9 protein-coding genes and 2 pseudogenes are annotated in these 13,178 nt (G+C 58.4%); 7 read left to right on the top strand and 4 right to left on the bottom strand.

The window, feature by feature from the left end; translation table 11 throughout:
* Window positions 1–81: 81 nt before the first annotated feature.
* The 3 genes and pseudogenes from ALO64_RS17305 (at window position 82) to ALO64_RS17315 (ending at window position 2,518) form a co-directional block, all read left to right on the top strand.
* A pseudogene (locus tag ALO64_RS17305) lies at window positions 82–1,244 on the top strand (pyridoxal phosphate-dependent aminotransferase).
* A complete protein-coding gene (locus tag ALO64_RS17310; protein ID WP_044344154.1) occupies window positions 1,232–2,023 on the top strand; it encodes an amidohydrolase in 792 nt (263 codons plus the stop codon). The pseudogene ALO64_RS17305 and the gene ALO64_RS17310 overlap by 13 nt, the downstream one beginning before the upstream one ends.
* Window positions 2,024–2,083: 60 nt before the next feature.
* Entirely contained in the window at window positions 2,084–2,518 is a 435-nt protein-coding gene (locus ALO64_RS17315; protein ID WP_002552493.1) for a hypothetical protein, read from the top strand.
* 236 nt (window positions 2,519–2,754) lie between these two features.
* Here ALO64_RS17315 and ALO64_RS17320 read toward each other — a convergent pair whose 3' ends face one another.
* From ALO64_RS17320 to xseA, 4 genes are all read right to left on the bottom strand, one after another.
* The gene (locus tag ALO64_RS17320; RefSeq protein WP_002552494.1) at window positions 2,755–3,624 is read right to left on the bottom strand and encodes an isocitrate lyase/PEP mutase family protein; all 870 of its coding nucleotides are present in this window, start codon (window positions 3,622–3,624) and stop codon (window positions 2,755–2,757) included.
* 357 nt (window positions 3,625–3,981) lie between these two features.
* Window positions 3,982–5,652, bottom strand: coding sequence for a 2-isopropylmalate synthase (leuA, locus tag ALO64_RS17325; RefSeq protein WP_004667426.1), 1,671 nt, complete (start codon window positions 5,650–5,652; stop codon window positions 3,982–3,984).
* Window positions 5,653–6,021: 369 nt separating this feature from the next.
* Window positions 6,022–6,846, bottom strand: coding sequence for a M23 family metallopeptidase (locus tag ALO64_RS17330; RefSeq protein WP_044344155.1), 825 nt, complete (start codon window positions 6,844–6,846; stop codon window positions 6,022–6,024).
* A gap of 7 nt (window positions 6,847–6,853) precedes the next feature.
* Complete coding sequence (gene xseA, locus ALO64_RS17335; RefSeq protein ID WP_161794687.1) at window positions 6,854–8,233, bottom strand: exodeoxyribonuclease VII large subunit; 1,380 nt, start codon at window positions 8,231–8,233, stop codon at window positions 6,854–6,856.
* Between the two features lie 131 nt (window positions 8,234–8,364).
* Here xseA and ALO64_RS17340 point away from each other — a divergent pair, with 131 nt between their 5' ends.
* The 4 genes and pseudogenes from ALO64_RS17340 to ALO64_RS26405 all read left to right on the top strand — a co-directional run.
* Window positions 8,365–8,913 carry a hypothetical protein gene (locus ALO64_RS17340; RefSeq protein WP_004666066.1) on the top strand — a complete coding sequence of 183 codons (549 nt, stop codon included), beginning with the start codon at window positions 8,365–8,367 and terminating at the stop codon, window positions 8,911–8,913.
* A gap of 94 nt (window positions 8,914–9,007) precedes the next feature.
* Entirely contained in the window at window positions 9,008–10,477 is a 1,470-nt protein-coding gene (gene guaB, locus ALO64_RS17345; protein ID WP_004666065.1) for an IMP dehydrogenase, read from the top strand.
* Between the two features lie 105 nt (window positions 10,478–10,582).
* Window positions 10,583–12,160, top strand: coding sequence for a glutamine-hydrolyzing GMP synthase (gene guaA / locus ALO64_RS17350; RefSeq protein WP_004656303.1), 1,578 nt, complete (start codon window positions 10,583–10,585; stop codon window positions 12,158–12,160).
* Between the two features lie 281 nt (window positions 12,161–12,441).
* A pseudogene (locus ALO64_RS26405) lies at window positions 12,442–13,168 on the top strand (AAA domain-containing protein); the annotation flags it as partial.
* Window positions 13,169–13,178: the final 10 nt, after the last annotated feature.

Genomic DNA, 13,178 nt, shown 5'->3' on the forward strand with positions numbered 1-13,178 from the left:
GCCTTTTTTTGTGTCCGTTTAATGGGCTATCCTGCCTGACCCGTGCCGCCCGGTGCCGGGAGATTGCAGGGAAAGGGTTCCATGATCGACAGCAAGTTGCCCAACGTGGGCACCACTATCTTTACCGTCATGTCACAGCTGGCCGCCGAAACCGGAGCTATCAACCTGTCCCAGGGGTTTCCTGATTTTGACGGGCCGCAGGCGCTGCGTGATGCGGTCTGTCGGCATGTCACTCAAGGCCATAACCAATACTCACCGATGACCGGGCTGCCTGCGCTTCGTCAGCAGGTCGCGGCAAAGATCGCCCGCAGCTATGGCCGTACGGTCAATCCGGACAGCGAGATCACCATCACACCGGGTGCCACGCAGGCGATTTTCTGCGCGATCCATAGCGTTATTCGCGCTGGCGACGAAGTGATCATTTTTGACCCTTGCTATGACAGCTACGAGCCCGCTGTCGAGCTGGCCGGTGGGCGCTGCGTCCATGTGCAACTGGGGCTGGATGACTTCTCCATCGACTGGCAAAAGCTCAGCGATGCGTTAAGCCCGCGTACACGCATGATTGTCATCAATAGCCCGCACAACCCGAGCGGTGCCCTGATCAGTCGTGCAGAGCTTGATCGACTGGCTGCGCTGATCGCCGATCGCCGATCGCCGATCGTGATATCTACCTGCTCAGCGATGAAGTTTATGAACACCTCGTCTTCGATGGCGCGCGCCATGTCAGCGTGCTTGATCACGAGGCACTGTATCAGCGCGCCTTCGTCGTCAGCTCGTTCGGCAAGACATATCACGTCACAGGCTGGAAAACCGGTTACGTGGTCGCACCGCCCGCGCTGACTTCCGAACTGCGCAAGGTGCATCAGTACGTCAGTTTCTGTGGTGTCACGCCATTGCAGTATGCGCTGGCCGATTTCATGGCCGAGCACCCTGAGCATGTCGATGAGCTGCCAGGCTTCTATCAGGCCAAGCGCGACTTTTTCTGTGGTCATCTGACTGAATCGCGTTTCAGCTTCCGGCCTGTTGGCGGTACTTATTTCCAGTTGGTCGATTATTCGCAGATACGGCCTGACCTGAATGACGTGGACATGGCGCTGTGGATGACCCGTGAACACGGTGTGGCGAGCATTCCGATTTCTGTGTTCTACCAGAGCCCTCCAGCAGGCCAGCGTCTGATTCGCCTGTGCTTCGCCAAGCAAGAGGACACGTTGCGTCAGGCGGCGGAGAAACTATGCGCGATATAAGCGAACTGCCAAACCTGAACCTTGCGCTGATTCAGACGACTCTGGCATGGCATGATCGGGAGGCCAACCTGGAGCATTTCGAGCACTTGCTGGGCCAGGCGCATGGCGCTGATCTGGTGATCCTGCCTGAAATGTTCACCACCGGGTTCTCGATGGAGTCCGAGGCGCTGGCTGAGCCTGAGGCAGGTCCTACATCGACCTGGCTGTTGGCGCAGGCTAAACGGATCAATGCGGTGGTGACCGGCAGCGTCATCATTCGCGCTGCCGATGGCAGTTATCGCAACCGTCTGCTGTGGGCGCGACCGGATGGTGAGTTGCTGCATTATGACAAGCGTCACTTGTTTCGTATGGCGGGTGAACACGAACACTACACGCCGGGCGAGCGTCAGCTGATGTTTGAGCTCAATGGGTGGCGTATTCGCGCGCTGATCTGCTACGACCTGCGCTTTCCGGTCTGGAGCCGTGACGCCGAAAGTACCGACCTGTTGCTGTACACCGCCAACTGGCCAGGCGCGCGACGTCTGCACTGGAACCGCCTGCTGCCCGCCAGGGCCATCGAAAACCTGTGCTACGTTGCCGCGGTCAATCGGGTAGGGGCGGACGGGAAGGGCTTTGCGTACACCGGTGACAGTCAGGTTCTGGATTTTCAAGGCGAGAGCCTGTTGGGCGCAGGCGAAGCGGATGGAGTGTTCAGGGCGACGTTAAGCGCGGCAGACTTACAAGCCTATCGCACACGCTTTCCAGCCGGTCTGGACGCTGACTCTTTTAATATTCAATAAAAATTACTTCAGAATGTTACGAGTCGGCCGATAGCGTGTGCAGGCAACCTGGAGACCGCCATGATTACCATCAATACGTCCACATTGAACAGCTATTCAAGCCCGTTGACCCTAGCGGTTAAATCTACCGACGCAGAGGCAATCAAGTCTGCAACTACCACGACTGAAACAGAGAAGACCTCTGATCAGGCCTCGACCGAAGGCGGTAAGGCCGGAGCGGCCGGTGGTGGGGGCAGCGTTGGCGGCTCCAGCAAATCGGCTCTTAATCAGACGATCGAACAGATAAAGCAGCAGATCAAGGACGCCCAGAAGCAACTGGCTCAACAGCAGGCGCAATTGGCTGCCGCTCAAAGCGGTAATGGCACTGCGGAAGAAAAGGCCCAGAAAGCCATGGCGATTCAGGGTCAGATTGCGTCCACCAGCGCTAACCTGCAGACCTTGCAGGCATCGTTGTTGCAGCTGGAGACTGAAGGTGGCGTGAATACCACTGCCTGATGTCCTGGCACGGATGATGGTCGTGCCGACGCGCCGCGTCGGCATGCGGTGCTTACGTTACGGGTCTGCTCCCGGCTATGTGGTGCGCGCAGATCTGTGACGCANNTCCAGAACGGCGTTCCCACGCTGGAGCGTGCGGAACGATAACCTGACTATCGTGCGACGCTCTGCGTCGGATCTTGAGTGTGCGGCTTGGCGCAGATCTGTGACGCAAAGCGTCACAGCACCCAGAGCCCTTACTCGTTCACATTCATGAACTTGCGTGCCCACTCTACGTAGTCTTCAGGCTGCGTATAGGTGTGGGTCAATTCGGTAGCGCTCATGTTCGACTCGCTGCCCAGAATCTGGCGTTGCTCGCGCAAGCAGTCGTAGGTGGCTTTGATTGCGGCAAAGTACGCAGCGTGGCCATGCACGCAGACTCGCACGCCCATCTCGGCAAGACGCGCATTGTCGTGCAGCTCAGGGTTGCCGTAGGTCACCAGCATCAGCGGTACGGTCACGCCTTCGGATATCTGTGCCAGGTGATCAAAGTCACGAATGCCGACGATGGTAATGCCGTCAGCCCCGGCAGCCTGATACTGCTGAACCCGACTGATGGCTTCCTGAACCGGGATGATCGCCGCGTTGGTTCGAGCGAAAATCGACATCTCCGGGTCGACACGTGCCTCCAGTGCTGCGCGGATCTTGCCAACACCTTCAGCCGTGGAAATCAGGTCAGTGGATTTGCGTCCGAACTGCGCAGGCAGCAGGGTATCTTCAATCGTCAACGCCGAGATGCCGGCGCGTTCCAGTTCAACAACGGTACGCATGACGTTAAGGGCATTGCCATAACCATGGTCTGCGTCCGCGATAACCGGCAGTTGCGCAACGCGGCCGATGCGCGTGGCCTGTTCAACGAACTCGCTCAGGGTGATCAGTGCGAAGTCAGGTGCTGCCAGTACTTGCAGCGATGCGACAGAACCGCCGAGGATGCCTACTTCAAAGCCCAGATCCGCTGCGATTCGCGCTGACATGGGGTCGAATACCGAGGCGGTGTGAAAGCACGAGTTCGACGAGGTAAGCGCACGGAAACTGCGGCGCAAATCTTGATGGGAAGCCTTTGGCATAATCGCTCCAAATGTGATTGGATCAGCTCAGCGTACCGAGGCCGATAGTAATTTCAATGCACGGTGGGTCTGCCCGAGCATTCTTTTCGTCCGGAAATCAATGCAATAGTCGTCTTGGTTTTATAGGAAAGATGTAGCTGGCAGGTAAGTCCGGATGGGCATCGTCAGCATATGAATTGCTGTTGGATGTTGGCCCGTCCTGGAATAAAGGCAGCATGCTACCACAGCATAAATGAAAAAGATTATGCCGAAACAGGCAGGGTCATGCGTGGAATGCAAGAGGCTGGCGAGGAGGGGAGTCGCGCGGTCGGTTTGGGGCAGGATGGCGAACTGGCGTCCGCCATCCTGCCTGTAGACTCAGGCGGCCTTGGCTTGTGTCTGGCTCAACGAGCGGTTCAGTGCGCTGAACAGTGCCCGGAAGCTGGCGGTGGTAATGTTTTCATCAATACCCACGCCATGCACGGCACGCTCGCCATTCACGCGCAGTTCGATGTAGGCAGCGGCCTTGGCCGTGGTGCCCGAGCCAATGGCGTGCTCGTTGTAGTCCATGATCTCCACGGCAACTGGCAGACCGGCGACCAGCGCTTCCAGAGCGCCTTTGCCCTTGCCGCGCCAATGCTGGGTTTCACCGTCCACATGCACTTCGGCATCGACCGCACTGTTGCCGTTCTCCTCCTGCAACTTGTGGCTGATCAGCGCGTAAGGTGTGTTGGCTTGCAGGTATTCACGGCGCAACAGCGAATGAATCTGCTGAGCGGACATCTCCAGGCCCAGACGATCGGTTTCACCCTGAACTACCTGGCTGAACTCGATCTGCATACGGCGCGGCAGGGAAATGCCATATTCCTGCTCCAGCAGGTAAGTGATGCCACCTTTGCCTGACTGGCTGTTGACGCGAATCACCGCCTCGTAGCTACGGCCAATGTCGGCGGGGTCAATCGGCAGGTAAGGCACTTCCCACAGCTCGCCGTCCTTCTGCTGGGTGAAGCCCTTGCGGATGGCGTCCTGGTGCGAACCGGAGAACGCGGTGTGTACCAGGTCGCCAACGTACGGGTGACGTGGATGAACCGGAATCTGGTTGCACTCTTCGACGACCTTACGCACACCGTCGATATCCGAGAAGTCCAGCTCCGGGTCGATGCCCTGGGTGTAGAGGTTCAATGCAACGGTGACCAGATCGACGTTGCCGGTCCGCTCGCCGTTACCGAACAGGCAGCCTTCGACGCGATCCGCACCGGCCATCAGGCCCAGCTCGGTAGCAGCGACGCCTGTACCACGGTCGTTATGGGTGTGCAGGCTGATCAGCACGCTGTCGCGGCGGGTGATGTTGCGGCCGAACCATTCGATCTGGTCAGCGTAAATGTTGGGTGTCGCCACTTCCACGGTAGCCGGGAGGTTGAGGATCACCTTGTTCTCGGGCGTCGGGTTCCACACCTCGATCACGGCATCGCAGACTTCCTTGGCAAATTCCAGCTCGGTCGCGCTGAAGGTTTCCGGCGAGTACTCGAAAGTCCACTGGGTTTCAGGCTGTTGTGCAGCGTATTTGACGAACAGCTTGGCCGCATTGACCGCGATTTCTTTCACGCCAGCCTTGTCCTGATTGAAGACAATGCGGCGGAACGACGGGCTGGTCGCGTTATACAGGTGGACGATGGCTTTCTTCGCGCCACGCAGCGATTCGAACGTGCGAGCGATCAGGTCTTCGCGAGCCTGGGTCAGCACCTGAATGGTGGTGTCATCCGGGATATGGCCGTCTTCGATCAGGGTACGCACGAAATCGAAGTCAGTCTGCGAAGCCGATGGAAAGGATGCCTCGATTTCCTTGACGCCAACGCTGACCAGGGTTTTCCAGAAGCGCAGTTTCTTGGCCGCGTCCATTGGTTCGATCAACGACTGGTTGCCGTCGCGCAGGTCGGAGCTGCACCAGATCGGCGCTGCATCGATGGTCTTCGAAGGCCAGGTGCGGTCAGGCAGATCGATGGTCGGGAATGCGCGGTACTTCTTCGATGGGTCTTTGAGCATGGTCATCAGGAAATCCTTTTGTATTCACGGGGCCGGGTTAAGGTCGGCCTTCCGTTCTAAAAAGCACAGGGGTTGCGAACACAGGGGCGAGGCACAGCAATCTAGCCTGGCAGTCGGGCGCTGACCAGGCTGAGGCACCGATGTTGGCGCAACAGAATAAGGGTTTGAGAGGTTTTCATGAGCCCAACCGTAACCATTGGAATGAATGATGGCAAGCACTTGAAAAAGATTAGGATAAATTCTCTAAAATACGCCGTTATCAATTTTTTATAGCGGGTTATGAGCGTTTATTTGCTGGTTATTGTTGGTCGAAAGCGATGTGCGCAAAGAACGACTGTCGTTGGCAAGCGCCTTAGCGCTTGCTGACGAAAAGTGTTACGGCTGAAACGCGCCGATGAAGATTGCCGGGTCCACGCGCGCATCGTTGAGGCTGACGTTCCAGTGCATGTGCGGGCCGGTTGCGCGACCGGTAGCACCGACCTTGCCGACCACGCCGCCACGAGGGACCAGATCACCGACTTTCACATCGATTTTCGACATGTGGCAAAACATGCTGATGAAGCCTTGGCCGTGGTCAACGAATACAGTGTTGCCATTGAAAAAGTAATTACCGGTCAGGATGACCTTGCCCGCAGCCGGAGATTTGATCGGCGTGCCTGCCGGTACAGCGAAATCCAGTCCTGAGTGCGGGTTGCGCTCCTCGCCGTTGAAGAATCTACGTACGCCGAACCTGCTCGATAGCGGTCCGTTGACTGGCTTGTCCAGAATCAGGTTGCTCGGCGTTCCGTGGCTGAAGCTGCGGTAGGCGCGTAGCTGTTCAGCCAGTTCGCCCTCGATACGCTTGTTGTCTTCAGGGTTTGGGCTCACCTGACGTTTGTTCTTGAGCGTGATGTGCTGTTCCGGGTATTTCTTGCTGCCGACAGTGAAGTTCAGCGTGCGCCCGCCCGAGGTCACTTGTTGAGTGCCGGGTTTGACCGTCAACGGGATGCCGACGATGGCCAGCCATCGCGTGCCCTGTTCCTCGACCACCAGCACCGGTTTGCCTTGAAAGGTGGCGGTCGGAGCCTGAGCGCCAGTGCCCAGATCGACAACCGCCACGCCGCCTGGCACCGGTTTGTCGAGTGCGCGGGTAATAAAGCTGTCAGCGTGAGCGGGAAGACAGAGCAGCAGGGCGAACAGCGGGGCAATAAAACGTAGCATCAGGCAGTCAGTCCAGAAGGGAGAGGGTCACGGGTGTGAGGTGATTGTCTTCAACGCGCACTTGCAGTTCGCCTTCGCCGAGCCTGGCGGTAAGCCGTTGGCCCGTTTGCGTCTGTGCCGCGCTGCGGATCGCGTGGCCGCGCTCGTCGAGCAGGATGCTGTAACCGCGTCCCAGTGTGGCGAGCGGGCTGACCACGTTGAGGGTCTGCACCTGACTTTGCAGTTGCAGCTTGCGCGCCTTGATCTGTTCACGAATGGCTCGCGGCAGACGCTCGGCCAGGGCATCCAGACGCTGGCGCAAAAAGGCCAGGGTCCGGCCCGGGTGCTGGGCAGCAAGGCGGCTCTGCATGTGCGCCAGACGCACCTGGCGTTGATGCATGTTCTGTTCGAAGGCGCGGCGCAGGCGCATGTCCAGGTCGTCCAGCCGTTGCGACTGCTGACGCAAGCGCTCGCCAGGATGACGCAGACGCCGCGAAATGCCCTCAAGACGCAAGCGCTCGCGCATCAGTCGATCCTGCATACGGCTCACCAGTCGGCGGTGCAGGCTGTCGACGCGTCGATGCAGGTCACTGGAGTCCGGGGCGAGCAGTTCGGCGGCAGCGGAGGGCGTCGGTGCGCGCACATCGGCCACGAAATCGCTGATGGAAACATCGGTTTCATGGCCAACGGCGCTGACAATCGGCGTCACGCACGCGTCGATGGCGCGGGCGACGGCTTCTTCGTTGAAGCACCACAGGTCCTCCAGCGATCCACCACCACGGGCGAGTATCAGTGCATCGAAGCCTCTGCTGTCGGCCAGTTTCAGTGCGCGGACAATCTGGTTGATCGCCTCACGACCCTGAACGGCGGTGGGGATCAATGTCAGTTCGACCCTCGGTGCGCGGCGGCGGAACACACTAATGATGTCGCGGATTACCGCGCCGGTCGGTGAGCTGATGATGCCGATACGTTGCGGATGCAACGGCAAGGCAACCTTGCGCTCGGCGCTGAACAGGCCTTCGTCGCTGAGCTTGGCTTTCAGCGCATCGAATGCCAAGCGCAACGCACCATCACCGGCAGGTTCCACCGTGTCGAGAATCAACTGATAGTCGCCGCGGCCTTCAAACAGCGAGACCTTGCCGCGCACCTTGACCTGCAAGCCGTCCTTGAGCGCCTGACGCACACGCGCCGCGCTCTGCCGGAACAGCGCGCAACGCACCTGCGCGCCAGAGTCCTTGAGCGTGAAGTACACGTGCCCCGAAGCCGGACGCGAGAGATTGGATATCTCGCCTTCGACCCAGATACTGCTGAACACGTCCTCCAGCAACACCCGCGCACGGCCGTTGAGCTGGCTGACAGTAAGGACTTCCCGGTCTAGGCCGAGTCTTGCGAAAGGGTCTTTGATCATGTCGGGCATCATAATGGCAATGCCGGTCTGGCGCACAGGTCCGTATCGCCACTTCGACCATGATTTCACCTTGACCAGAATCATCAGCCTATTAAGCTGCGGCCTCGAACAGCTTTAAGCGACGCTCCGTTATGAACACCCAAAGCATCATCGTCCCGCAAATTTCCACCTTTCCCGGGCACGAGGCCAGGGCGCGGCTGATTCTGCGCTGGCTGGTCAAGCTCGATGTAGTCGAGCCGGAGCTGACGACATGCGGGCGCACCTATAACAAGATGGCCTACGCCGTGGCACCCGGAGCGAGAAGGGTAGTAAAGCACCCCGATGCCTTGCCTTTCGGGCAAACAGTCAATGGTCTGGAAATCGTCACCAAGCGCTGCATCTATACCCCGCTGAACGACTTTGCCGAAGAGGCCGGTTGCCCGGAGTGTCGTCGCGAAGTGGGGGAGGCGCTGTTCGACAGCCTGGAAGACTGGATGCCCGGTCACACCGATAATTTCACCTGCCCCGAATGCCGCCATGAAGATGACATCAACGGCTTTTTGTTTCTGGACGCCTGCGGGTTTTCCAACCTGGGTTTCATCTTCAATAACTGGTTGGATGCGTCGTTCACCCAGACCTTTCTGGATGACTTCGCCGAACGTCTGGATCGTCCGGTGTCTTTCGTTCATGTGCGTCTATAAACAGCCTGGATAATAGGCTGAGGTTTACATTGAGCCGACCGGGGTCTGTAGGTATAATGGCGCGCTTCCAATTTCCCGCCCGGGAGCCCCCGCGATGCTGCGTATCAGTCAAGAAGCCCTTACATTCGACGACATTCTCCTTGTGCCCGGTTATTCCGAGGTACTTCCCAACGAAGTCAGTCTGAAAACCCGTTTGACCCGTGGCATCGAGCTGAATATACCTTTGGTCTCTGCTGCAATGGATACAGTCACCGAGGCCCGTCTGGCAATTGCCATGGCCCAGGAAGGCGGTATCGGTATCATCCACAAGAACATGACCATCGAGCAGCAAGCTGCCGAAGTGCGCAAGGTCAAGAAGTTCGAGGCTGGTGTCGTCAAGGACCCGATCACGATCGAAGCCGATGCCACTGTTCGTGATCTGTTCGAACTTACCCGCATGCACAACATTTCCGGCGTACCGGTGCTGCACAATGGCGACCTGGTCGGCATCGTGACGTCCCGCGATGTACGCTTCGAAAACCGTCTTGATGTCCCTGTCCGCGAAGTGATGACGCCTAAAGAGCGTCTGGTCACCGTGCGTGAAGGTGCCGACAAGAACGAAGTGCGTGAGCTGCTGCACAAGCACCGTCTGGAAAAAGTCCTGATCGTGGATGCCAATTTCGCGCTCAAGGGCATGATGACCGTCAAGGACATCGAAAAAGCCAAGGCATACCCGCTGGCCAGCAAGGACGATCAGGCTCGCCTGCGCGTCGGCGCTGCTGTCGGCACCGGCAAGGACACTGGCGAGCGCGTCACTGCGCTGGTCGCTGCTGGCGTTGACGTTGTTGTGGTCGACACCGCTCACGGTCACTCCAAAGGTGTGATCGACCGCGTTCGCTGGGTCAAGGAAAACTTCCCTCAGGTGCAGGTCATCGGCGGCAACATCGCCACTGGCGAAGCTGCGAAGGCACTAGTTGCCGCAGGTGCTGATGCAGTCAAGGTCGGTATCGGCCCAGGCTCCATCTGCACCACGCGCATCGTTGCCGGTGTCGGCGTGCCGCAGATCAGCGCCATCGCCAATGTTTCCGCAGCCCTTGAAGGTACAGGCGTGCCGATGATCGCCGATGGCGGCATCCGCTTCTCCGGTGACCTGTCCAAGGCTATCGTGGCTGGCGCCTCCTGCGTGATGATGGGCTCGATGTTCGCCGGTACTGAAGAAGCGCCAGGCGAGATCGAACTGTTCCAGGGTCGTTCCTACAAAGCCTATCGCGGGATGGGTTCGCTGGGTGCGATGTCCCAGGCGCAAGGCTCGTCCGATCGCTACTTCCAGGATTCGTCCGCAGGTGCCGAGAAACTGGTGCCGGAAGGTATCGAAGGTCGTGTGGCCTACAAAGGTCCTTTGTCGGCCATCATCCATCAGTTGATGGGCGGCCTGCGTTCCTCCATGGGTTACACCGGCAGTGCCGACATCGAGCAGATGCGCACCAAGCCCGAGTTCGTTCGCATTACCGGCGCAGGCATGGCTGAGTCCCACGTCCATGACGTGCAGATCACCAAGGAAGCGCCGAACTATCGCGTTGGTTGATCCGAACTGCATCGTGGTGTGTGCCGCGATGCAGGCCAACACTTTTTATAGCCGGGGCTGTTGACGCAGCCCCGTGTCGTTTCTGTTTTTTGACGAGAATGAGTCATGGCCCTCGACATTCACGCCCACCGTATCCTGATCCTCGACTTCGGTTCCCAGTACACCCAGCTGATCGCCCGCCGCGTGCGTGAAATCGGCGTGTACTGCGAGCTGCATCCGTTTGACATGGACGACGAAGCGATTCGCGAATTCGCTCCAAAAGGCGTGATCCTCGCCGGCGGCCCCGAGTCCGTACACGAAGCCAACAGCCCACGCTGCCCGCAAGCGGTATTTGACCTGGGTGTGCCGGTGTTCGGTATCTGCTACGGCATGCAGACCATGGCCGAGCAGTTGGGCGGCAAGGTTGCCGGTTCCGAGCTGCGCGAGTTCGGCTACGCTCGCGTTGACGTAGTCGGCAAAAGTCGTCTGCTCGATGGTATCGAAGACCATATCGACGCCGACGGCCTGTTTGGCCTCGACGTATGGATGAGCCACGGTGACAAGGTCACCAAACTGCCGGAAGACTTCCACATTCTGGCCAGTACCCCGAGCTGCCCGATTGCCGGTATGGCTGACGACGCTCGCGGTTACTACGGCGTGCAGTTCCACCCGGAAGTGACCCACACCAAGCAGGGCGGTCGCATCCTGTCGCGCTTCATCCTCGACATCTGCGGCTGTGAAGCACTGTGGACCCCGTCGAAGATTGCTGAAGACGCTATCGCTCAGGTTCGCGCCCAGGTAGGCACCGACAACGTCCTGCTGGGCCTGTCCGGCGGCGTTGACTCGTCTGTCGTTGCCGCGTTGCTGCACAAGGCCATCGGCGATCAACTGACCTGCGTATTCGTCGACAACGGCCTGCTGCGTCTGCATGAAGGCGAGCAAGTGATGGCCATGTTCGCCGAGAACATGGGCGTCAAGGTGATCCGCGCCAACGCCGAAGAGCAGTTCCTGAACAACCTGGAAGGCGAGAGCGATCCAGAGAAGAAGCGCAAGATCATCGGCCGCACCTTCATCGACGTGTTCGATGCCGAGTCCTGCAAGCTGGACAACATCAAGTACCTGGCGCAAGGCACCATCTACCCGGACGTGATCGAGTCGGCTGGCGCGAAAAGCGGCAAGGCCCACGTCATCAAGTCGCACCACAACGTGGGCGGCCTGCCGGAAGAAATGAACCTCAAGCTGGTCGAGCCACTGCGCGAACTGTTCAAGGACGAAGTCCGCCGCTTGGGCCTCGAACTCGGCCTGCCGTACGACATGGTCTACCGCCACCCATTCCCAGGCCCAGGCCTGGGTGTGCGCATCCTCGGCGAAGTGAAGAAGGAATACGCCGACCTACTGCGTCGTGCCGACCACATCTTCATCGAAGAACTGCGCAAGGCTGACTGGTATCACAAGGTCAGCCAAGCGTTCGTGGTATTCCAGCCGGTTAAATCGGTTGGCGTCGTCGGTGACGGCCGTCGCTACGCCTGGGTCGTCGCGCTGCGCGCTGTCGAAACCATCGACTTCATGACCGCTCGCTGGGCGCACCTGCCTTATGAGCTGCTGGAGACGGTGAGTGGCCGGATCATCAACGAAATCGAAGGGATTTCGCGGGTGACTTACGACGTGTCGAGCAAGCCGCCGGCTACTATTGAGTGGGAATGATCTGGCGTCCGGCATTGTCCGGCACGATCTAGCAAGAAATGCCCTGGAGCCCGCGTAACTGCGGGCTTTTGGCTTTTTGGGGTTGGTAAATTCTCGCAGCTTTGCGCATCGCCAAGCACCTTGTTCATGTAGCGTGACCTATCAACGGCCCCTCGCCACACGCCGCGCTGGCATTGGTCCGTTTAGCAATGCCAGAATGTCACTGGCTACCCGAACCAATGAATTCGGGTTCTTACGGCACGGATGCGTACAGGCGGTCATCACGCCTGTTTAAGGGATTTATGGTTTCCATCTATGTGTGTGGCGAGGACAAAACCCGGCAGATCAGTGGCTGGGATATAAAGCCAGATGGCAAGGGCGATTTCACCCTGACGTGCCACTACCCCTCTCAAAAAACTTATTCCCGCCCGCTGGGTGATTGCAGGGTCGTGCCTACCCTGGAATTGAAGGACATGCTTCTTCTGAGAAAAGGAAGCTCGGAATTCAATCCCGTCGATAGGGTGGAGATATACGGTGATAAACACGCCCTCGTTCAATACCCGGGAAAATCGAAAAAATACATTTTTAACATGGACAGTGTTGAGTTCTTTTCCCCGACCTCAATCACTGATGAGCCTGCATTCACTTATTTTCGCTCAGTGGCCACAGCCAGGGTCAGCAGCTGCCGCTGCCGGTGATAAAAAGGGAATGGTCGAAAATGTTGACCGCCAAATGGGGACTCTTTCGTTGTCTCCGGCCACGGCGCTGCATGCTTACTGCAAAGGGCAGCATGGAAAGCTGGAGTCGTCAGGCAATTTCATCTTTCCTTTCGGCCTCAACGAAAGTCAGCTCCAGGCGGTGGAGCAAGCGTTCCTTTCACAGATAAGCGTGATTGAAGGTCCTCCCGGCACTGGCAAGACGCAGACTATCCTGAACATCATTGCCAACATCCTTTTGCAGGGAAAAACAGTGGCGGTGGTGTCCAACAACAATTCCGCGGTCGAGAATGTTTATGAAAAGCTAGGGAAGATCTGAAGTA

The sequence above is a fragment of the Pseudomonas meliae genome (genome assembly GCF_001400515.1).
In the GTDB taxonomy this organism is placed as follows: domain Bacteria; phylum Pseudomonadota; class Gammaproteobacteria; order Pseudomonadales; family Pseudomonadaceae; genus Aquipseudomonas; species Aquipseudomonas amygdali.